The following is a 20,860-nucleotide window of genomic DNA, read 5'->3' as shown; positions in this document are numbered from 1 at the left end:
TTATTATAAAATTGGATATAAATATCGATAATATATCGAATATAACCTATAAAAAATACAAAACGTTGTATCAAAACGAGAGGTGCATTAATGCCGGAGATTTGTCCAATATGTGGTTTACCTAAAGATTTATGTGTTTGTGAGGAAATAGCTAAAGAAGAACAGAAAATAAAAGTTTACGTTACTAAACGTAGGTTTGGTAAACTGATGACTGTTGTTGAAGGCTTCGACGCAGACCTTATAGACGTTAAAGACCTTGCAAAGAAATTAAAAGATATCTGTGCTTGCGGTGGAACTGTTAAGAAAGATAGTATCGAATTGCAAGGAGATCACAGGAAAAAAGCTGAAGACATTCTCATAGGTATGGGCTTCTCAAAGAACATGATCGATGTGAGATAATTAGTTGTAATTAAGTTTATATACTATATTACCATACTAACTTACTACATTAAATATTATTGAAAAGGTAGTGGATACGTAAGTACACCCACAAGCCTTTATTTGGGTAGGGACACCCATGAAAATTTCGAAAGATATTCTCAGACATGAGTTAATAGGGTTAAGCGTTGAAGTAATTCAATGTACCAACAAACAACTTATCGGTAAAAAGGGAGTAGTTGTTGACGAAACAAGAAATACGTTAACCATTGAGTCTAAAGTGGTAAATTCTTTTGTTACTAACGAGCAAAAGAACGAGCACTCGGACGATGACGTACAGTATCTTTATAAGGAATTTCAAATTCCAAAAGATATTGCAGTATTTCAATTCGACGTAACTACTTCCGAGGGTCTTTTTAAAGTAAAAATCGATGGAAATTTACTTGTAGGACGGCCTGAAGATAGGTTGAAAAGAAAATTCAAAAAAATTTATCCTTATTAAATGTTAAGTAAATATAAAATTTATATAATTTATATAATTTATATAAGTCTATATTTGTTTGGCTTTTGAAGGATAACCCTATTATAATCGTTAGAAATTATTTTAATGGTCCCAAGATGCATTTAAACTTATATTAAGTGTGTATATTAAGTATTATGGGTTATACAAAACATAATCAAAATTGTGTTTATTTGAATCAGGTATTATCTAATACGATGATTTAAAATGAATATGTGGATTTTTTGATTATTGCAAAGTGATTTGCTAATTTTGTATGATTTATGAGTATTATTATAAATTTAACAGAAAAAAATATTTAATGATATGTAAAATATGTTAATTATTTTTATAATTAAATTGTATTTTGATATCTGAAAAATGTTTATATACCTGTAACCCGTATTTACTCTGGGACTATACCAATTAATAATTATATGTATCACATATACAAAATACACTCTATATCTGGAGGTATAATAATGACAAACATAGGAATTGATGTAAAAACTCCTGAAAATGTTTGTGATGACATAAACTGTCCTTTCCACGGGAAATTACCAGTTAGAGGTCAAACATTTGAAGGTGTAGTAACCTCAGATAAAGGACACAACACAGTTGTAATCGAAAGAGAAATTATACGATACTTGTCAAAGTACGAAAGATACGAAAAAAGAACAGTTAGCATGATCGCACATAACTCACCATGTATCGCAGCGAAAGTTGGAGACATCGTGAAAATTATGGAATGCAGACCAATCAGCAAAACAAAATCTTTTGTAGTAATCGAAAAGACAATACAAGAATAATTCCTTTAAATGGGTGAATATCATGAAAGGAATCGGGTCAACCGTAGTAAGGTCATTACCAAACGGAGCAAGAATATTCTGTGCAGACAATACAGGAGCTAAAGAATTGGAAGTTATATCAGTTAAGAATTACTCTGGTGTAGTTAGAAGATTACCAGCTGCTGGTGTAGGCCAGATGGTTTTTGTTTCAGTTAAGAAAGGTACTCCTGAAATGAGAAAGCAAGTTTTACCTGCTATTATCATCAGGCAGAAGAAAGAATATAAGAGAGCAGACGGCTCAAGAGTTAAGTTTGAAGATAACGCAGCAGTTATTGTAACACCAGAAGGAACACCAAAAGGTTCAGAAATCAAAGGTCCAGTTTCAAAAGAAGCTGCTGAAAGATGGCCTGGTGTTTCAAGATTGGCTAAAATTATTCACTAATCGAGTCACAAAAATAAGTAAGGTGGAATAATGGTGTTGACTAGTTCAAAACAGCCAAGAAAGCAAAGAAAAGCACTCTACAACGCACCGTTACATTTAAGAAACAGCTTAATGTCAGCGATGTTGTCAAAAGAGTTAAAAGAAAAAGTAAATAAGAATTCAATACCTTTGAAGAAAGGAGACTTGGTAAAAGTTATGAGAGGAAACTTCAAAGGCGTTGAAGGAGAAGTTACCAACGTAAGTTACAAAAACTACAAAGTTATTGTAGCAGGCGTAGTTAACAAAAAACAAGATGGTACAGAAAAATCATACCCTATACACCCATCAAATTTGATGATTGTAAAGTTGGATGATTCAGACGATAAGAGATTTAAAAACGCTAATAATTAAGAGGTGTGAGCATGGCAGTTAAAGGACCTAAAAGACATCTAAAAAGATTAGCCGCTCCAGCAAACTGGCAAATCCCAAGAAAAGTCAGAACATTCACAGTAAGACCTGCACCTGGTTCACACGCAATGGATAAATCATTACCATTGTTATTGATAATAAGAGATGTATTAAAATACGCTGACAATTCAAGAGAAGCTAAAAAGATTATCCAAACAGGAAAAATCTTAATCGACGGTAGAAAAAGAAAAGAATACAAACTTCCAGTAGGATTAATGGATTTAATTTCAGTTCCTTTAATGAACGAAAATTACGTTGTATTATTTGACGAAGCCGGAAGATTAACTTTGAACAAAGTTGAAAATGCTGATGTAAAATTGTGCAAAATTGTAAACAAAACAGTTATTAAAGGTGGACACATCCAGTTAAACTTACACGATGGTAGAAACCAAATAGTAACCGTTGCTGATGCTACAAAAGCAGAAGAAGACGTTTACAAAACAGGCGACAGTATTTTATTATCAATACCTGAACAAAAAATTGCAGGACATGTTCAATTTGGAGAAAACAAATTAGCATACGTTACTGGCGGTAAACACGTTGGAGAATTCGCTAAAATCGTAGAAATTGAAGAAAGAAAATTATATGCAGATATAATTACACTTGAAACAAAAGACGGCGAACAATTTAAAACCGTTAAAGATTACGTATTTATCGTAGGCGACAATGAACCAATAATCAATTTATAATTAATGATTTAATGATTATTTTATCAATTAATTAAAGATTGTTTATTGATTCTATTGTTATTTATTGATAATTTATTGATAATTTGACTTATTGTTAATATTTCGATAATTTGTTAGTACTTATGATAGATTAGCTAAATTTGAATTAATTTTGATTATTTTACGATAATTGAAATTGGTTAATTTCAAAGATTTCTAAATATTATTTCTAAAAGATATAACTTTAGAAACAAGAACCCTAAAAAGATTAGGAGGGCAAAATATGTCATTCCAAGAAATATGGGAAAAAGAACCGATGAAAAAACCAAGAATTCAAAAAGTTACAGTAAACTTTGGTGTTGGTGAAGCAGGAGATAGGTTAACCATTGGAGCTAAAGTTATTGAAGATATTACAGGACAAGCACCTGTGAGAACTTTGGCAAAACAAACTAACCCTGCATTCGGAATCAGAAAAAAATTACCAATTGGATTGAAAGTTACCTTAAGAGGTACTAAAGCTGAAGAGTTTTTAAAGAACGCTTTCACTGCTTTCAAAGCATCTGGTAAAGTATTATACGACAGGTCATTTGATAAAGTAGGTAATTTTTCATTTGGTGTTCCGGAACACATTGACTTCCCAGGCCAAAAATACGACCCATCAGTTGGAATATACGGTATGGACGTATGTGTAACTTTTGAAAAGCCAGGATACAGAGTTAAATCAAGAAAGCTTAAAAGAAACACAATTCCTGAAAAACACTTAGTTAAAAAAGTCGAAGCTATCGAATTAGTTAAAGCAACATTCGATATGGAAGTACTTGAAGAATAAGGTGAGTATGTATGACAAAAGCACCGTTCAAGAAAAAATTTGGACAAGGTTCCAAGGTTTGTAAAAGATGCGGAAGAAAAGGACCGGGAATTATTAGAAAATACGGCTTAAACTTATGTAGGCAATGCTTTAGAGAAATGGCACAAAACTTAGGATTTAAAAAGTACGATTAAGTGATGAAAGGATTAGAAAGGACAAGGAGGTAACAGTATGAGCTTAATGGACCCTCTTGCGAACGCATTGAACCATATATCCAACTGTGAAAACGTAGGTAAAAACACAGCTTACTTAAAACCTGCATCTAAATTAATTGGAAGAGTACTCAAAGTTATGCAAGACCAAGGATACATTGGAAACTTTGAATACATCGAAGATGGTAAAGCGGGAGTTTACAAAGTAACATTAATTGGTCAGATTAACAAATGTGGCGCTGTAAAACCAAGATTCGCAGTTAAAAATCAAGAATTTGAAAAGTTTGAAAAGAGATACTTACCAGCAAAAGGTTTCGGTTTGTTAATCGTAAGTACCCCGAAAGGGTTAATGACTCACGATGAAGCAAAAGACGCCGGAATTGGTGGAAGGTTAATTTCATACATCTACTAATTGCGTTAAGCAAATTTATAAGCTAATATCCTAAGATATTATTTATTATTATTGTATTTTCATACAATGAGACGAGGAGGTATAGTTATGCCAGTTGCTGCACTCATTAGGGAAGAAGTTACTATCCCAGAAAATGTAAATGTTGAACTAAACGGCAACAACATTACTGTAAAATCCGGCGGTAAACAATTAGAAAAAACATTAAATTACAACGGAATCGAATTCTCAACAGAAGGCGATGTCTTAGTTATCCAATGTTCTTTCCCAAATAAAAAACAGACCGCTATGGTAGGTACATATAAAGCACACGCTCTTAACATGATAAAAGGAGTTACAGAAGGCTTTGACTACAAATTAGCAATTAAATACGCTCACTTCCCTATGAAAGTAAGTGTTAAAAGCGATGTTGTAGTTATTGACAATTTCTTAGGTGAAAAACACCCAAGAACTGCAAGAGTAATGCCTGGAGTTACTGTTAAGGTAAGCGGTGAACAAGTAGTAGTAAGTGGAGTTAACAAAGAATTTGTTGGTCAAACTGCTGCAAACATTGAACAAGCCACTAAAGTAAGCGGAAGAGATACAAGAGTATTCCAAGACGGTATCTACATCGTTGAAAAAGCAGGTAAGGTATTATAGGTGGTTTCATGAGTGATTTTAAAAGATTAATGAGATTAAAACTCAAAATGAAACAGAAAAGACCTGAATTCAAAAGACAAGATAGCCACAGAACCGCAAGAATCGGCACCAGCTGGAGAAGACCATTCGGTAAACACAGTGGTATGAGAATTGGATTGAAACACAGATCTGCTGTAGTTAAAATCGGATACAGATGCCCTGCATTAGTAAGAAATCTTCACCCATCAGGTTTAGAAGACATTCTTGTTAATAACGTTAAAGAGATTTCAGCTTTAAACCCTGAAACTCAGGCGGCAAGAATTGCATCAACAGTTGGTAAGAGAAAAAGAATTGAAATGGTTAAAAAAGCTAACGAGTTAAACATTAGAATTTTAAACATCTCAAAACAAAAACAAGAAGAATTATTACAATAATTAAGTAATTAATTTTAAATTAAGAACTTATGTGTAAATAATTCAATTCTAATATTCAATTATCAAATTCAGGCTAATTAGAGTAATTCTCATGAATTAATGTTATTGCAATTATAACAATCGAATCCATACGTCTGAAAATGTAAAGACAGGTGATATTATGGATGTATCAACTCAAAGAAGAATTGCAGCTAACATACTCGATTGCGGTATTGATAGAGTATGGGTTGACCCTGAAAACTTGGAAAAAGTTAAACTTGCAATTACCAAAGATGACATCAGAGCTTTAGTGAAAGATGGAATCATTGTTAAGAAACAAGAAAAGGGTATCAGTAGCGCAAGAAAGAAAAAGATACAAGAGCAGAAAAGAAAAGGCAAAAGAAAAGGCCAAGGTTCTAGAAAAGGGGCTAAGGGTGCAAGAACTCCTAAAAAAGAAAAATGGATAAACACCATTAGACCTTTAAGAAGAATGCTAAAAGAATTAAGAGAAGACGAAAAAATCGAAAGAACACAGTACAGAAAATTGTACAGAATGGCTAAAGGTGGCGCTTTCAGAAGTAGAAACCACATGAAGCTTTACATGAAAGACCACGGTATCTCAAGCGAATAATTTAAAAATTAATATTTTAAATATCAATTATAATATTAATTATAATTATCGCGATATTGGGTTTTTATGATTCAGTATTTTGATTTAATAATCTTTTCATAAAATAATTATCCTTTATAATTACTAAAATTAATAATTACAATTGTTTAATTGAATTTAATAGGTTTAATGGATTTGCTTATTGGATTTATTTTTAGATTTAATAACTTTCTATTAACGATTAGTCAATATTCAGTAATTATTATCGATTTATAACTAAAGTTATAAGGAGGAATGGTTATGGCAACAAACGCCAAGTACAGAGTTCCTTTTAGAAGAAGAAGAGAAGGAAAAACAGATTTCAGACAAAGATTAGGATTATTATTGTCTGGTAAGCCAAGATTAGTTGCGAGAAAATCCTTAAACAACATTGTAGCTCAAGTAGTAGCTTACGATGAGAAAGGAGATATCATATTAGCTTCAGCACATTCAAAAGAACTTGTTAAATTAGGATATAAAGGACACTGTGGTAACTTACCAACAGCGTACTTAACAGGTTTATTGATTGGTAAAAAAGCTGTAAAAGAAGGCATTGAAGAAGCAGTACTTGATAAAGGTTTACACAGAGCTACAAAAGGAGCTGCAATTTTCGCAGTTTTAAAAGGTGCTCTTGATGCAGGCTTAGAAATTCCACACGGCGATGAAATCATCGGTGACGAGGAAAGACTTTCAGGTGCTCACATTGCTGCATACGCAAAAGTTTTAAAAGCTGAAGACGAAGACGCTTACAAGAAACAATTCTCAAAGTACTTAGAAAAAGGTTTAAACCCTGAAGATTTGCCAGCACACTTTGAAGAAATAAAAGAAAAAATCCTTAGCTTGTAAGGTGATAAAATGGCTGAAAAAAGAAGATTTAACACCGATGCTTGGGAACCAAAAACTCAAGTTGGTAGGTTAGTAAAGGAAGGGCAAATTACCTCAATCGACGAAATCATCGATAAAGGTACTCCTATACTTGAACCAGAAATTGTTGACGCACTTTTACCTGAACTTGAAGAGCAAGTTTTGGACGTTAAATTAGTTCAAAGAATGCACAAATCAGGAAGAAGAGCAAGATACAGAGCTACAGCAGTAGTTGGAAACAAAAACGGCTACGTTGGAGTAGGCATGGGTAAAGCTAAAGAAGTTGGCCCAGCTATCAGAAAAGCTATCGCTCACGCAAAATTATCACTCATTAGAGTAAGAGTAGGTTGCGGATCATGGGAATGCGGTTGCGGTGGACCACACTCAATTCCATTCACAGCAGAAGGTCAATGCGGTAGTGTTAAAGTTCAAATTATACCAGCACCAAGAGGTGTAGGTTTAGTTGCAGGTAACGTTGCTAAAGCAGTTTTAGGACTTGCTGGTGTTAAGGATGTTTGGACAAAAACATTCGGAGACACAAGAACAACATACAACTTCGCATTAGCGGTATTTGATTCTTTAAACAACTTAAACTTTATAAAATGCTTACCTGCTCAAAAGGCTAAATTAGGTCTTAAAGAAGGCAAAGTATTCTAATTAGCTCGATAATCTAAAAACGATTAATTATTAATTAATTGATTATACTTTTGTATAATTTTATTAATTTCTATTTATTATAAAATAAATTATGTGATATTCGGTTAAGTTTAACGGATAACTCATATAATGCCTATAAAAAGGTCAATGGTGAAAACATGGCTTACGCAGTTATTAGAGTAAGAGGAAGTGTTGGCGTTAAAAAAGATATCGCTGATACCTTAAAAATGTTAAGACTCCACAAAGTAAACCACTGTGTAATTGTTCCAGAAAATGAGCACTACATTGGAATGGTTAAAAAAGTTAAGGATTTCGTAACTTACGGTGAAATTGACAACGAAACCTTCGAAAAGTTAATCTTAAAAAGAGGAAGATTAGCAGGCAACAACAGAGTAAGCGAAGAAATTGTTAAAGAAGCTACAGATTTATCAGTTTCAGAATTAGCTGAAAAAGTTATGGCAGGCGAAATCAAGTTAAAAGATACAGAAGTAAAACCTGTATTCAGATTACACCCTCCAAGAAAAGGATACGACAAAGAAGGAATCAAAAGGCCTTTTTCAGTAGGTGGAGCCTTAGGTTACAGAGCTGGAAAAATAAACGATTTAATTATAAAGATGATGTAATTAACTTTTTGTTAAGTTATAATAGTTAGATTTGTAATTTAAGGTGGTCTTAATGATTAGAAAAAGTAAAAAAATCACTAAATTAAGAGGCTCCAGAACTTGCGGTTATGGAGAAGCTAAAAAGCACAGAGGTGCAGGTCACAGAGGGGGTAGAGGTAACGCAGGTGTTCAAAAACATAAATGGTTAAGCATCTGTAAATTCAACCCTGACTACTTCGGAAGAAGTGGATTTGTAAGACACGCAAGCCTCATAAAAGACTTAAAAACAATTAACGTTGGAGAACTCCAAGAATATGTTTTAAGCAACATTGACGCATTCCAAAAAGACGGTGACAAAATCGTTGTAGATGCGGCAGCTTTAGGTATTGATAAAATACTCGGTAAAGGTAGAATATCATTAGCTATGGCAGTTTCAGCAACAGAGTTTTCAGAAAACGCAGTTGCAAAATTAGAAGCAGCAGGGGGAGAAGCTGTTGAATTATAATTCTGAAAAAGGTCTTATTCTTAAAAATTTTAAGAGTAATAACAATAAAATTAGAATTAGCATTCAAATAATTCTTCTTTTGGCTTTTATTTTTTATGATAGTGAATACTATACAAAAATCTATGAAAAAAAGCTTTTTTTTAAGAATATTGCTAAAAAAGTGTTTTATGGAATTTGTGTATTTGAATCATTTAATTTAATAAAAAATAAATATATCAATGGTATTAAATTAGGTGTATACTCTTTTAGAATGGTTAAATCTAGTATTTTTGTTTATAATGTTTATAGTAATTAGGTTATCTAAATTAGATGAAAATTGTCAGATTTGACAGTGTATAATTTAATATTAACTTCGATTTAAATCGTTATATTAATATACTATGTAAATGTATGTTGATGTAATTAGGAGATTATACAACTAAATCCATAGATTATAAACTATTAATCTATGAATACATAATTTATTATTAAAATCGTAAATAAAACCTGTATTGTAATATAATTTTCTCATTAAATGGTTACAATATATGTAATATTTGGGTGATATTTTGGAAACATTTCTTCAAAAAATAAGACCCGTTTTAGAATATATACCGGAAGTTAAGAGACCTGACAGGGAAATATCATTTAAAGGTAAGCTCTATTGGACAGGAATTGTACTTCTATTATATTTCATATTGGGTACAATAGACGTTTATACCGGCGGTTCGGAAATTCCAGCGCTGTTCGACTTTTGGCAAACTGTTACAGCATCAAAAATGGGTACTCTTATCACATTAGGTATCGGTCCTATCGTTACCGCAGGTATCATAATGCAGTTGTTAATAGGTTCTGAATTGGTTAAGCTAGATATGTCAAAGCCTGATAACAGAGCATTATTCCAAGGTCTCCAAAAAGCATTTGGTATATTCTTATGTTTCTTAGAAGCTGGAATGTTCGTATTAGCAGGAGCTTTTGGAGCACTTACGCCAATGATGTCATTGGCTTTAATATTGCAGTTAGCAATTGGTGCTATATTACTTATCTACTTGGATGAAATTGTTTCAAGATACGGTATAGGTTCCGGTATCGGATTATTCATTGCAGCAGGGGTTTCCCAAACAATATTTGTGGGTGCTTTAGGTCCACAAGGTTATTTATGGAAATTTTTCAGCGCATTAGTTTCAGGAAGTATGGGACCAGCTTTAGAGTACATATTGCCAATATTAGCTACAATAGCAGTATTCTTCGTTGTAGTTTATGCTGAAAGTATTAGGGTTGAAATACCATTAGCTCACGGTAGAGTTAAAGGTGCAGTAGGTAAATACCCAATTAAGTTTATCTATGTTTCAAACTTGCCTGTTATCCTTGCAGCAGCTTTATTTGCAAACTTCCAACTCTGGGGTTTAGTACTTTATAAAATAGGATTCCCTTTATTGGGTACTTATTCAAATGGTAGGGCAATAGATGGTATTGCATACTACTTCTCAACACCATATGGATTATCAAATGTAATCGCTGACCCTATTCATGCAATACTTTATACATTGTTCTTGATAGGATTTTGTGTATTATTTGGTTTGTTCTGGGTTGAGACTTCCGGACTCGATGCTAAATCAATGGCACAGAGACTTGGCGGTTTGAATATGGCAATCAAAGGATTCAGGAAAAGTAATAAATCCATTGAAAACAGATTAAAAAGATACATCAAACCAATCACGGTTATGGGTTCAGCATTTGTAGGTCTCCTTGCAGCACTTGCAGACTTTACTGGTGCATTAGGTGGCGGTACTGGGGTATTACTTACAGTATCAATCGTTTACAGATTCTACGAGCAATTGGTTCAAGAACAGCTATCAGATTTACACCCTATGTTATCTAAGATAGTTAAAAAGTAAACAAAAGTAAACATAACTCTTAATCTTAAATCCTAATATTTATATATTATAAGAGTAATAAATTATTATCAAATAATAATTTGATACCCCTAATGTTCCCAATTTTAAATTTTTTTATTTTTTTCAGGTTTTTTTTTAAAAATAAGTTTTTTAAAGCTGTTAAATACAATTTTAATGTTTTTAAAGAATTTAAAGGTTTTATTATATTATTATATTACATTATTATTACATTATTATTTTAAAAGATTTAACAAAATTAATAAAGTTAGTTATTTTTGATAACAATATTTTAAAAATAATGGATAAAATAATATTAAAATAATATTAATTTAGTTTTTTAGTTTTTTAAATTATTTTAACTGTAGAATTTACAAATAAAGCAGTAATTCCACATAGAATTTCTAACGCCCAAATAACAAAGACGATATTATATTCTCGCATCGGTTTTTTCATAAGTATTAATCTAGGTAATGACAAGTAGCCTCCTGCCACATATAGCTTACCATCTTCACCCAATTGTGTTGGTTTGTGTTCTTCCCGTTTTGTTACTCCTGCACTATAGTATTTTAAACTCGCATCTATGATGTAAGGTATCATAATGATAATAAGTGGTAATACAGCACCTTTCCAAACTGCCAGAGTTGCTAAAAACGCACCAATTGGTAGTGTTCCAGTGTCCCCGGGAAATACTTTTGCGGGGTATTTATTGTATATCAAAAAACCCAAATATGCCGCAAAAAATAGCATTAGACTATTAAAACCTATAATATCTCCATTCTGTAGCATTATCAATGCTAAAAATAGGGATGCAAGTGTTCCAGTGCCTATTTCAAGACCATTAAATCCTGCAAGCATATTTGTGAAGTTAGAGCATATTGAAATCCCAAACATTAACAAAACAATATAAATAGGGCTCAAACCAAGTAACAATCCTGTAGGTATTGCAGAAAGTGCGAGAATTAAGAGCTTTTCTTTAGGCGATAATTTCGCAATATCGTCTATAATACCCAAAACACCTGCTATTAATACAGGCACCAATAGATTAGCTTCTATAAATGGTAAAAAAATTGATAACGTTAATAATATTGCCAAACCACCCATTTCAGCAACTTTTAATTTTTCTTTTTTATGCAAATCAGTTCCAAATTTACAATCTATCATCTTGTTAATCATAAATTTGGTTAAAATAACACTTGTAAAAAAACCTAATAGTATTATTATACTATATCCCCTTGAGAAAACCGTGTTTATTCCTAAAATCATACTATTGTAAACCATAAATTCACCGCTTTTAGCTATATTTTAATGTTATTCTATTATAATCCTTATTATATTGAGAAATATACTAACAATAGGAATTAATTCATAAATTATATATAGATAGCTATTAAATGAATAGATATGTATATTTCAATAAATAAAATACTAATGATTCATTAACTTAATTAATCAAATCCAAAAAGTAAATACTAATTTACAATTTGATGTCTATACATATATTAGTTTTATATTATTTCAATAAATTATATATTAAATGTAGATAAATATCTAAATAATAATTAAATTTATCTAACACAGTATATTTAATTATTAATTTAAATTGTTATATTTTATCTGCTTAATACATAATCTTACAGAATTATCAATTCATACATTAATTCATACATTAATTCATATTGCAAAATTACAAAATATACAATAAATTATTAAATTAAAATTATATACTTTATAGATATCAAAAATATTCCTAAATATCTTTACAGAGGGAATAAAATGACTGAAAACAACGAAAAAGTCAAAAATTCCGATTCTGCAAATAATCAAAGCTCTAAAAATTCGAAATTTAATTTTAATTTTGAAGATAAAAAAGTAAAATGTGCAAAAACAATATTAATTATTATATTTTTAGCATTTTTAAGCTTTCAAATGAGAGCACAAACTGCAGACATGGGTTTTACGACAAACGAACAATATTTAGATGTTTTTTCAGACGATAACGGTAGAATGTATTTAACAGCATTGGACCCTTATTATTACTTAAGAATGTCTGAAAATTATCTCGAAAATGGACATGCGGGAGATACTTTAAAAAATATAGATGGGCAACAAGTCCCATGGGATTCCTATAAATATGGACCCACGGGTGCCAGGGCAACTTTTAACTTACTTACTGTCGTAACAGTTTGGGTTTATCAAGTATGGCACGCTATGGATCCTACGGTTACTTTAATGAATGCAGCATTCTGGATTCCTGCAATATTGAGCATGTTCTTGATTATGCCTATCTTCTTCACTGTAAGAAGAATAACATCAAGTGACATAGGGGGAGCTGTTGCAGCAATTCTGGCTTCATTATCGCCTTCAATATTTGTAAAAACAGTGGCAGGATTTTCCGATACCCCGATATTGGAGATATTACCTTTATTATTCATTGTATGGTTTATTATTGAAGCAATACACTATTCAAAAGAGAAAAACTATAAATCTTTAATATACACTTTGTTAGCCACATTGATGCTTGCCTTATATCCATTCATGTGGGCAGCTTGGTGGTATGGATACTACATCGTAATTGCATTCTTAGCATTATATGCAATTTACAAGGGAATTAAATACAATAATACTGCAAAATATACCAAATCTAAAAATAATAATCATAAAGATAAAATTGAATCTGAAAAATTGGAAATGTTAAATATTTTAAAAATTTCTGGTTTATTTATTATCGGTGGAGCAATATTGATAACAGCGACATATGGTATAGACACTATGGTTAATGTTTTAAAAGCTCCGTTGACCTATATTGGATTAGATGAAGTTTCTTCACAAACTGGTTGGCCTAACGTTTTGACCACAGTTTCTGAGTTAGACACCTCATCATTCGATGAAATAATAAGCTCATCATTAGGAAGCATTCACTTATTTGCAATAGGTTTAATCGGTATTTTCTTATCATTGTTTAGGAAAGTATTAACGCCTGTAAAACAAATCTCAAATGGATTAGCTGATAAAATAGATATAAAATATGCTTTACTACTCATCATATGGTTTGCTGTTACATTCTTGGCAGCATCAAAAGGTGTAAGGTTCGTAGCATTAATGGTGCCTCCATTATCAATCGGTGTAGGTATATTTGTCGGATTCATTGAACAATTTATTAAAAATAATCTCGATAAAAAATATGAATATGTTGCATACCCAACAATTGCTATAATTGTATTGTATGCTTTATTTACAGTATATCGTGCAGATAGTACAGATTTAGTTAGGATGTTATTCCCTTCAAATTACGTACCTATCGCAGAAGGAATTATGCTTACATCATTAGCAATATTAATAATCTATAAGGTGGCAGAATTAATCGCAGAATCCAATAGAAAGTTAGTAATGAATAAAATATTTATGATATTATTAGCAATTGGATTGATTACACCTACAATAGCTACAATAGTTCCATTCTACAGCGTACCAACATATAACGACGGTTGGGGCGAAAGTTTAGAATGGATAAATACACAAACGCCAAATAATTCAGTTGTAACCTGTTGGTGGGATAATGGTCACATCTATACATGGAAAACTGACAGAATGGTAACTTTCGATGGAAGTAGCCAAAACACTCCAAGAGCTTACTGGGTAGGTAGAGCATTTTCAACCTCCAATGAGAGCCTTGCGAATGGTATATTTAGAATGTTGGCTTCTTCTGGCGATAAAGCATATAGTACCGATAGCGTACTAATTAAAAAGACAGGTTCTATTAAAAATACGGTAGACGTTTTAAATGAAATCTTACCGTTGACAAAATCAGATGCCGAAAAAGCTTTGAAAAATAGTTCCTATAAATTCACGGATTCAGAAGTGTCTGAAATTTTAGATGCAACTCACCCAAAAGTTACAAATCCAGATTATTTAATTACATACAATAGAATGACCTCGATAGCTTCAGTATGGAGTTATTTCGGTAACTGGGATTTCAGTTTACCTGCAAGTACCTCAAGAAGTGAGAGAGAAGCAGGTTCTTTCGAAGGATTGCAAACATATGCAACAAATATCAACGATACATTAATTATTAGGTCATTAATCCAACAAACCGCTGAATACAACATTTACACCTTGATTGAAGTTAGAAATGAAACTTTAACCGGTGCTATGATGGCAGTAACAAGTGATGGACAAGTTAAAACCCAACAATTAAATATGCACAAAGTTAAATTGATGGTTAAAGAAAATGGCGAATCTAAAATGTACAATTCCTTAGCAGACCCTAATGGTCAACTAAGTATATTAATAAAAGTTGATAAGAATTTAATCATTGGTACGGATAACGTAAATAATCCAGTTTACTCATCAAACTCATGGGTGGCTACTGCAAACTTAGAAGACAGCGTATATTCAAAATTACACTTCTTCGATGGTGAAGGTTTAGAGACAATAAAACTTGAAAAAGAGTCATTAGACCCAACTGCAAATGGAGTGCAGCCTGGATTTAAAGTATTTAGCGTAGATTACGGTAATTACTCAAAATAATATATAATATTATATTAATATAATATTATAATAGTATACTAATAAAATACAATAAAATAAAAAATTAATAAATAAATAATTCTTTTTTCCTTTTTTAGTTTTTTGAAGTTTATTCCTGATTCTTGAAATTAATTTTATGTATAATTCGTTATTTATATAAATTATAATGTCAAATTACATTAAGAGATTATTATATTTTTATTTTTGATAAAATTTGATCGAAAGGACGAAACACAAAATCGTATGTATTGGTGATTTTATGATAGAAGTAATGAGATTAGGGCATAGGGGCGAACGAGATAAGAGAATTTCCACACACGTGGCACTTACGTCAAGAGCATTAGGTGCAAGTAACATAATATTTACAAGTAGCGATAAACACGTAAATGAAAGTGTAGATAGAATAACAGATAGCTGGGGCGGAGATTTTCAATTTAAAGTAGCTGATTCTTGGAAATCTTATGTAAAAGAATTTAAAAAAAATAATGGCGTTGTAGCACATTTAACAATGTATGGCGAAAATATCAATGAAATAATGCCTGAAATTATAGAAAAAGTTTATCCTGCTGAAGATAATGAATCAAATGAAAATAAAAAAGTAAATAAAAAAGAAAAAGAACCTAAAAATCTCTTGGTAATCATCGGTGCTGAAAAGGTGCCTCGTGAGGCTTACGAATTAGCGGATTACAACGTTTCAGTGGGTAATCAGCCACATTCTGAAGTTGCAGCAATTGCTATATTTTTAGATAGATTAACAATGGGTAAAAATTTGTATTCTGAATATGAAGATGCTACAATAAGAGTAATACCTTGTAAAAATGGTAAAAATGTTATCATGAGCGATTTAGAAGGAGAATGTGACGATTTTGATAAAGAATGCAGTGATGATAATTAACTTTATTATTTGATTTATTATCTAACTTTTTATTTATCGATACAATGATATAGTTGACTAACCTATGTTATGTAAATAGTATTTTAGAAATTTTGATAATATTTAATTATACAACCAATTAAAAATAATACTTATTTTATCTCTTTTTTTGAAATTCGAGTGAATTTGGTGAAATTATGATGTTAAGTGATACTGATATATTAAATGAACTAAATGCGGGAAATTTAGAAATAACTCCATTTAATGAAAAATGTGTGGGTCCATGCTCTTATGATGTTACATTGGGAAGTGAATTCATAAGGTATTCAAGCCCAGTTTATGATATTAAGGAAGAATTAAAACCTATAAAGTTTAGTATCGACGATTCAATAATGATATGTCCTTTAAATTATCATCTTGATGAACCTACAATTGAGTATTTTAAAGAAAAATACAATGTCGATAAAATCGTTAGTGGTGGCCTTTTAGGCACTACAAATGAATACATAAAGCTCCCAAACAACATATGTGCACAATATCAGGGTAGAAGTAGCTTTGGAAGAGTATTCTTACAGTCTCATCAAACAGCAGGTTGGATCGATACAGGTTTCCACGGTAAAATAACGTTAGAAATCGTAGCTTATGATAAACCAGTAATATTGTACAAAAATCAGAGAGTTGGACAGTTAATATTTAGTAAAACTTTAACTCCTTCAAAAGTTGGTTATTCAGAAAGAGACTGTTCGAAATATGCAGGGCAAAATTCAGTAATGCACTCATTAATTAAAAAAGACTTTGAATAATTCAAATATTCAAAGTATAATTTATAATTGCATGTGCTAACATTTTATTTTGTTTATTATTTTATTTTTTATCTTTTATCATATTCTACTTTATTTTTTATTATTTTATTTTTTATTATTTTATTTTTTTAAATTCTTTAATTTATTAGGACCCTAATCTAGCCCTTATACATTAATCGATAAGTTAAATTGTTTTAATATTACCCATAAAATTATATACAAATTATTTCTAAAAAACATTAACTTTAAATTTAAAACACACATATGTATGAAATATCATTTTCAAACTAGATTATTTTATGATGCAAATAAAACAAGTTTAAAAAAAGTTTAAAAAATCACATAAATAAAATTAAAACTAAAAAACTAAAAGGTGTTTATATGTATATTGCCGATGAGATTATAGAAACCGTAAAAATGATTGAATATGAAAATTTGGACATAAGAACAACCACCTTAGGAGTTAACTTAAAGGATTGTGTGGACAAAGATTTGGACCTATTAACAGATAACATCTACCAAAAAGTAACTGGATTGGGTGGAAATCTTGTAGAAACAGCAGACGCTGTGGCTAATAAATACGGAATTCCAATCGTAAACAAAAGGATATCAGTAACCCCTATCGGTTTAATAATGGGGCCAACCTTAAAAGGATTAAACAAGGAAGAAGCTATTGACGCATGTGTGGAAGTAGGCGTTACACTCGATAAAATCGCAAAGGATGTTGGTGTAGATTTTATTGGTGGTTACTCAGCATTAGTTCAAAAGAAAGCAACTCCTGAAGAAAAACGATTAATTCAATCAATACCTAAATTGATGACAAAAACAGACAGAGTATGCTCATCAATAAACGTTGCTACCACAAAAGCTGGTATAAACATGTACGCAGTTAAAAAAATGGGGGAAATCATAAAAGAAACCTCATTAATAACAAAAGATGCAATTGGTTGTGCTAAAATTGTTGTATTTTGTAATGCACCAGAAGACAACCCATTCATGGCAGGAGCTTTCCACGGTGTTGGAGAAGGAGACTCAGTTATAAACGTGGGAGTTTCAGGTCCGGGTGTAGTTAGAGCAGTACTCGAAAAATTACCTGGAGAAAAAATAGATGTTGTAAGTGACCAAATCAAAAAGACTGCATTCAAAATCACAAGAATGGGTGAATTGATTGGTGGAGAAGTTGCTAAAAACTTAGATGTTGAATTTGGTATCGTTGACTTATCATTAGCTCCAACACCTGCAATCGGAGACAGTATCGCAAACATCTTGGAAGCTATGGGTTTAGAAAGATGTGGTACACACGGTACAACAGCAGCACTTGCTTTATTAAACGACGCTGTTAAAAAAGGTGGAGCTATGGCATCAAGAAACGTGGGTGGTTTAAGTGGTGCATTTATCCCAGTAAGTGAAGATGCAGGTATGATTGAAGCAGCAGAAGTCGGAGCTCTTAAAATTGAAAAATTAGAAGCTATGACCTGTGTATGTTCAGTAGGTTTAGACATGATTGCAGTACCTGGTAAAACACCAGCTTCCACAATTTCAGGAATCATTGCAGATGAAATGGCAATCGGTATGGTTAACAAAAAGACAACCGCAGTTAGATTAATACCAGTTCCAAATAAAGATGTTGGAGATCACGTAGAATATGGTGGATTGTTGGGTACAGCTCCAATCATGCCAGTAAGTGAATTTTCATCCGAAGAATTCATTGCAAGAGGCGGTAGAATACCAGCACCTATTCAATCAATGACAAATTAATTATTAAAATATAAAAAAATAATAAAATATAAATTTCTTTTTTACTTTTTTAAAATAAAATTAAACTAATAAACTAATAAACTAATAAAGTAATAGAATAAAAATAAAAATAAAAAAATAGTTTATTTAAAATTTAGAATTTTCTTCCAAACCTAAATCTTTTAAAAAGCTACATACTTTACAAATTTTTAAAGCAGATGGCTCACCACATTTTTCACATACGTTAACAGAGTCTGGAACTTCTAAATACTCCAAAAGTCTTTCATAACCTGCTACTATAGAGTACATGGCTCCAGCGTGCTTTTCTTCTAATGTATCGATAATATCTGAAACTTCCGAACGATATGATAGACACGAGTAAGGGCAAGGTTCTTTATGATAATCCATTTTAAGAACGTCTGCAAATAATTTAACTTCTTCCTCGGGAATCTTTGAAAGTGGCTTTATTCTTTTAACAAACTTGTCACTCTGAGAGGATTTGCCTAATATCGCAAGTTTTTTAATATCTCCTTCTATATAATTCATCATTACCGCTTGGGAAATATCGTCTAAATTATGTCCTATCGCTAAGTAATCGCAACCTTTTTCAATTGCAACCCTATTCAAGATTTTACGTCTAATCACACCGCAAAAAGAACACGGATTCATAGTCATATTTTTTTCTTTCGCAATAGTTACAATAGTATCAAGGTCTGAATCGATATACTCCAAAAAAGTAACAATATGATATTCGATACCATATTCTTCACAAAATTTTATTCCTTTTTCAATTCCATCATTTCTAAATCCTTCGATACCTTCATTAACCATAATACCAATGATTTTTGAGTTAGGGATTTGATTAAAGAATTCATTTAGTATATGTGCCATAACTAAACTGTCTTTACCACCGCTAATGCCCACGCCAATGGTCATATGGTTTTTAAGAATGTTTTTACCAAGGTTTTTTCTTACTTTTCTTTGTGTATCTTTTATAAAACATTCTTTACAAAATTTAGTGCCCGAATGCTTTTGAAAGTATAATTCATCATCATTAAATGCGTTTCCACATTTTCCACATTTTGATTTGGAAATTGCAGTCATAATTTCACCGTATTTATTTTATATTCATTATTTTAATTAATTTAACCGCCAGATACTGGCGGATATATACCTAATTCTCCATCTTTTTCAATAATATCTTCATTACTCATTATTTCAAAGTCATAGGAGATAATTACGTTTCCATTTTCAAAATCATTTTTAATGTCGATTTTATTTTTTTCTAATTCAGATACTAATTCTGCAACTGTTAATTTGGATTTTTCAATTTTTAAATCTAATTCATTACCAAATTTTTCCTTACAACTGGCAAAAAATTTTACTTTTAAATTTAGTGTCATAATATCACCAAAATAATAAAATTAATTTATTATAATTAAGATTTATAATAATATTTACAATAATATTTACAAATAATATATTAAAAAATAGAAATGTATGTAATTAAATTTAAAGATTTTGGTAGTATAAATATTGTATTATAGTATATTACATAATACTACATAATACTACATATGTACGCTATTCTTAATTACAAGTCGTAGACAACAATTGCTTTAGTAGGGCATATTTTAGCACAAGTTTTGCAACCAATACATTCATCAATGTCAAATGTAACTGAAAAGTCTTCTTCAAACTTAATAGCTCCAACTGGGCAATGCACAATACAAGCACCGCAATCGATACATTTTTCTTCCTTTTTTTGAATAGGTTGAGAAATATCTTCTACTTCCCCGTATTCTTTTAAATATTCCACTGAGTTCAATACGTTATCTTCATTTCCATTTAATTCTAAGGTTAAAAAACCTTCGCTTGGTTCCATTTTAGCCTTTAATATGGTAACGTCTACATCATAAGTTTTTATTATATCTGAAACGATTGGTTTTTTTACATTTCTTCCAGATATCCAATAAAATATTCTTTTTTTCAAATTAGTCACCTATAAACCTTTCGATGATTTAATTCACATTATTGATACAATACATTTTAATTTAATCATTTAATCATTTAATCAATGTTG

The 20,860-nt window shown here is 31.1% G+C and carries 25 protein-coding genes; 21 read left to right on the top strand and 4 right to left on the bottom strand.

Annotated features, from left to right (window positions below):
• Positions 1–90 precede the first annotated feature (90 nt).
• The 17 genes from yciH to secY all read left to right on the top strand — a co-directional run bounded on the left by yciH (position 91) and on the right by secY (position 10,836).
• Positions 91–399: a stress response translation initiation inhibitor YciH gene (gene yciH / locus J2127_RS00780; RefSeq protein WP_209590330.1), complete on the top strand. Its 309-nt coding sequence runs from the start codon at positions 91–93 to the stop codon at positions 397–399.
• A 118-nt stretch (positions 400–517) separates the two neighbouring features.
• A complete protein-coding gene (locus J2127_RS00775; RefSeq protein WP_209731559.1) occupies positions 518–880 on the top strand; it encodes a ribonuclease P protein component 1 in 363 nt (120 codons plus the stop codon).
• 479 nt (positions 881–1,359) lie between these two features.
• On the top strand, positions 1,360–1,686 hold the full coding sequence (locus J2127_RS00770) for a 30S ribosomal protein S17 (RefSeq protein ID WP_013180439.1): 327 nt from the start codon (positions 1,360–1,362) through the stop codon (positions 1,684–1,686).
• Positions 1,687–1,708: 22 nt separating this feature from the next.
• Complete coding sequence (locus J2127_RS00765) at positions 1,709–2,107, top strand: 50S ribosomal protein L14 (RefSeq protein WP_013180438.1); 399 nt, start codon at positions 1,709–1,711, stop codon at positions 2,105–2,107.
• A gap of 30 nt (positions 2,108–2,137) precedes the next feature.
• Positions 2,138–2,497 (top strand): 50S ribosomal protein L24, encoded by a 360-nt coding sequence (rplX, locus tag J2127_RS00760; protein ID WP_209731558.1) that lies wholly within the window; start codon positions 2,138–2,140, stop codon positions 2,495–2,497.
• 11 nt (positions 2,498–2,508) lie between these two features.
• Positions 2,509–3,243, top strand: a complete 735-nt coding sequence (locus J2127_RS00755) for a 30S ribosomal protein S4e (protein WP_209731557.1) — start codon at positions 2,509–2,511, stop codon at positions 3,241–3,243.
• 262 nt (positions 3,244–3,505) lie between these two features.
• Positions 3,506–4,051: a 50S ribosomal protein L5 gene (locus J2127_RS00750; RefSeq protein WP_209731556.1), complete on the top strand. Its 546-nt coding sequence runs from the start codon at positions 3,506–3,508 to the stop codon at positions 4,049–4,051.
• A gap of 11 nt (positions 4,052–4,062) precedes the next feature.
• Positions 4,063–4,224 carry a 30S ribosomal protein S14 gene (locus J2127_RS00745; RefSeq protein ID WP_013180434.1) on the top strand — a complete coding sequence of 54 codons (162 nt, stop codon included), beginning with the start codon at positions 4,063–4,065 and terminating at the stop codon, positions 4,222–4,224.
• A gap of 37 nt (positions 4,225–4,261) precedes the next feature.
• Positions 4,262–4,654: a 30S ribosomal protein S8 gene (locus J2127_RS00740; protein WP_209731555.1), complete on the top strand. Its 393-nt coding sequence runs from the start codon at positions 4,262–4,264 to the stop codon at positions 4,652–4,654.
• Between the two features lie 87 nt (positions 4,655–4,741).
• The gene (locus J2127_RS00735; RefSeq protein ID WP_209731554.1) at positions 4,742–5,290 is read left to right on the top strand and encodes a 50S ribosomal protein L6; all 549 of its coding nucleotides are present in this window, start codon (positions 4,742–4,744) and stop codon (positions 5,288–5,290) included.
• 8 nt (positions 5,291–5,298) lie between these two features.
• Positions 5,299–5,703, top strand: coding sequence for a 50S ribosomal protein L32e (locus J2127_RS00730; protein WP_209731553.1), 405 nt, complete (start codon positions 5,299–5,301; stop codon positions 5,701–5,703).
• 160 nt (positions 5,704–5,863) lie between these two features.
• Entirely contained in the window at positions 5,864–6,313 is a 450-nt protein-coding gene (locus tag J2127_RS00725) for a 50S ribosomal protein L19e (protein WP_209731552.1), read from the top strand.
• A 279-nt stretch (positions 6,314–6,592) separates the two neighbouring features.
• Positions 6,593–7,177, top strand: a complete 585-nt coding sequence (locus J2127_RS00720; protein ID WP_209731551.1) for a 50S ribosomal protein L18 — start codon at positions 6,593–6,595, stop codon at positions 7,175–7,177.
• 9 nt (positions 7,178–7,186) lie between these two features.
• Positions 7,187–7,852: a 30S ribosomal protein S5 gene (locus J2127_RS00715; protein WP_209731550.1), complete on the top strand. Its 666-nt coding sequence runs from the start codon at positions 7,187–7,189 to the stop codon at positions 7,850–7,852.
• A 158-nt stretch (positions 7,853–8,010) separates the two neighbouring features.
• On the top strand, positions 8,011–8,475 hold the full coding sequence (locus J2127_RS00710; protein ID WP_209731549.1) for a 50S ribosomal protein L30: 465 nt from the start codon (positions 8,011–8,013) through the stop codon (positions 8,473–8,475).
• 52 nt (positions 8,476–8,527) lie between these two features.
• On the top strand, positions 8,528–8,959 hold the full coding sequence (locus J2127_RS00705) for an uL15 family ribosomal protein (protein ID WP_209731548.1): 432 nt from the start codon (positions 8,528–8,530) through the stop codon (positions 8,957–8,959).
• Between the two features lie 548 nt (positions 8,960–9,507).
• Positions 9,508–10,836, top strand: coding sequence for a preprotein translocase subunit SecY (gene secY / locus J2127_RS00700; protein ID WP_209731547.1), 1,329 nt, complete (start codon positions 9,508–9,510; stop codon positions 10,834–10,836).
• A 345-nt stretch (positions 10,837–11,181) separates the two neighbouring features.
• On the opposite strand, the gene J2127_RS00695 is transcribed toward secY, so the two are convergent.
• A complete protein-coding gene (locus J2127_RS00695) occupies positions 11,182–12,114 on the bottom strand; it encodes an MraY family glycosyltransferase (protein WP_209731546.1) in 933 nt (310 codons plus the stop codon).
• 495 nt (positions 12,115–12,609) lie between these two features.
• Here J2127_RS00695 and J2127_RS00690 point away from each other — a divergent pair, with 495 nt between their 5' ends.
• From J2127_RS00690 to J2127_RS00675, 4 genes are all read left to right on the top strand, one after another.
• Positions 12,610–15,363, top strand: coding sequence for an STT3 domain-containing protein (locus J2127_RS00690; protein ID WP_209731545.1), 2,754 nt, complete (start codon positions 12,610–12,612; stop codon positions 15,361–15,363).
• Between the two features lie 259 nt (positions 15,364–15,622).
• The gene (locus tag J2127_RS00685) at positions 15,623–16,258 is read left to right on the top strand and encodes a tRNA (cytidine(56)-2'-O)-methyltransferase (protein ID WP_209731544.1); all 636 of its coding nucleotides are present in this window, start codon (positions 15,623–15,625) and stop codon (positions 16,256–16,258) included.
• 176 nt (positions 16,259–16,434) lie between these two features.
• Positions 16,435–17,040 (top strand): dCTP deaminase, encoded by a 606-nt coding sequence (gene dcd, locus J2127_RS00680; protein WP_209731543.1) that lies wholly within the window; start codon positions 16,435–16,437, stop codon positions 17,038–17,040.
• A gap of 381 nt (positions 17,041–17,421) precedes the next feature.
• Positions 17,422–18,798, top strand: a complete 1,377-nt coding sequence (locus J2127_RS00675; protein ID WP_209731542.1) for a PFL family protein — start codon at positions 17,422–17,424, stop codon at positions 18,796–18,798.
• A 126-nt stretch (positions 18,799–18,924) separates the two neighbouring features.
• Here J2127_RS00675 and J2127_RS00670 read toward each other — a convergent pair whose 3' ends face one another.
• The 3 genes from J2127_RS00670 to J2127_RS00660 form a co-directional block, all read right to left on the bottom strand.
• Positions 18,925–19,881, bottom strand: coding sequence for a TIGR00269 family protein (locus tag J2127_RS00670; RefSeq protein WP_209731541.1), 957 nt, complete (start codon positions 19,879–19,881; stop codon positions 18,925–18,927).
• 41 nt (positions 19,882–19,922) lie between these two features.
• Positions 19,923–20,180 carry a MoaD/ThiS family protein gene (locus J2127_RS00665; protein ID WP_209731540.1) on the bottom strand — a complete coding sequence of 86 codons (258 nt, stop codon included), beginning with the start codon at positions 20,178–20,180 and terminating at the stop codon, positions 19,923–19,925.
• Between the two features lie 191 nt (positions 20,181–20,371).
• Positions 20,372–20,770 carry a 4Fe-4S binding protein gene (locus J2127_RS00660; protein WP_209731539.1) on the bottom strand — a complete coding sequence of 133 codons (399 nt, stop codon included), beginning with the start codon at positions 20,768–20,770 and terminating at the stop codon, positions 20,372–20,374.
• Between the last annotated feature and the right edge of the window lie 90 nt (positions 20,771–20,860).

The sequence above is a fragment of the Methanococcus voltae genome, from assembly GCF_017875395.1.
In the GTDB taxonomy this organism is placed as follows: Archaea; AGJL01; Methanococci; order Methanococcales; family Methanococcaceae; genus Methanococcus; species Methanococcus voltae_C.
Note: the sequence above shows the minus strand (reverse complement) of the source record. Positions and strands in the feature narration are given on the sequence as shown.

Bases quoted from the DNA above. Each gene is read 5' to 3' on its own strand.
- yciH (WP_209590330.1), top strand. From the start codon at position 91: ATGCCGGAGATTTGTCCAATATGTGGTTTACCTAAAGATTTATGTGTT.
- J2127_RS00775 (WP_209731559.1), top strand. From the start codon at position 518: ATGAAAATTTCGAAAGATATTCTCAGACATGAGTTAATAGGGTTAAGC.
- J2127_RS00770 (WP_013180439.1), top strand. From the start codon at position 1,360: ATGACAAACATAGGAATTGATGTAAAAACTCCTGAAAATGTTTGTGAT.
- J2127_RS00765 (WP_013180438.1), top strand. From the start codon at position 1,709: ATGAAAGGAATCGGGTCAACCGTAGTAAGGTCATTACCAAACGGAGCA.
- rplX (WP_209731558.1), top strand. From the start codon at position 2,138: ATGGTGTTGACTAGTTCAAAACAGCCAAGAAAGCAAAGAAAAGCACTC.
- J2127_RS00755 (WP_209731557.1), top strand. From the start codon at position 2,509: ATGGCAGTTAAAGGACCTAAAAGACATCTAAAAAGATTAGCCGCTCCA.
- J2127_RS00750 (WP_209731556.1), top strand. From the start codon at position 3,506: ATGTCATTCCAAGAAATATGGGAAAAAGAACCGATGAAAAAACCAAGA.
- J2127_RS00745 (WP_013180434.1), top strand. From the start codon at position 4,063: ATGACAAAAGCACCGTTCAAGAAAAAATTTGGACAAGGTTCCAAGGTT.
- J2127_RS00740 (WP_209731555.1), top strand. From the start codon at position 4,262: ATGAGCTTAATGGACCCTCTTGCGAACGCATTGAACCATATATCCAAC.
- J2127_RS00735 (WP_209731554.1), top strand. From the start codon at position 4,742: ATGCCAGTTGCTGCACTCATTAGGGAAGAAGTTACTATCCCAGAAAAT.
- J2127_RS00730 (WP_209731553.1), top strand. From the start codon at position 5,299: ATGAGTGATTTTAAAAGATTAATGAGATTAAAACTCAAAATGAAACAG.
- J2127_RS00725 (WP_209731552.1), top strand. From the start codon at position 5,864: ATGGATGTATCAACTCAAAGAAGAATTGCAGCTAACATACTCGATTGC.
- J2127_RS00720 (WP_209731551.1), top strand. From the start codon at position 6,593: ATGGCAACAAACGCCAAGTACAGAGTTCCTTTTAGAAGAAGAAGAGAA.
- J2127_RS00715 (WP_209731550.1), top strand. From the start codon at position 7,187: ATGGCTGAAAAAAGAAGATTTAACACCGATGCTTGGGAACCAAAAACT.
- J2127_RS00710 (WP_209731549.1), top strand. From the start codon at position 8,011: ATGGCTTACGCAGTTATTAGAGTAAGAGGAAGTGTTGGCGTTAAAAAA.
- J2127_RS00705 (WP_209731548.1), top strand. From the start codon at position 8,528: ATGATTAGAAAAAGTAAAAAAATCACTAAATTAAGAGGCTCCAGAACT.
- J2127_RS00695 (WP_209731546.1), bottom strand. From the start codon at position 12,114: ATGGTTTACAATAGTATGATTTTAGGAATAAACACGGTTTTCTCAAGG.
- J2127_RS00690 (WP_209731545.1), top strand. From the start codon at position 12,610: ATGACTGAAAACAACGAAAAAGTCAAAAATTCCGATTCTGCAAATAAT.
- J2127_RS00685 (WP_209731544.1), top strand. From the start codon at position 15,623: ATGATAGAAGTAATGAGATTAGGGCATAGGGGCGAACGAGATAAGAGA.
- dcd (WP_209731543.1), top strand. From the start codon at position 16,435: ATGATGTTAAGTGATACTGATATATTAAATGAACTAAATGCGGGAAAT.
- J2127_RS00675 (WP_209731542.1), top strand. From the start codon at position 17,422: ATGTATATTGCCGATGAGATTATAGAAACCGTAAAAATGATTGAATAT.
- J2127_RS00670 (WP_209731541.1), bottom strand. From the start codon at position 19,881: ATGACTGCAATTTCCAAATCAAAATGTGGAAAATGTGGAAACGCATTT.
- J2127_RS00665 (WP_209731540.1), bottom strand. From the start codon at position 20,180: ATGACACTAAATTTAAAAGTAAAATTTTTTGCCAGTTGTAAGGAAAAA.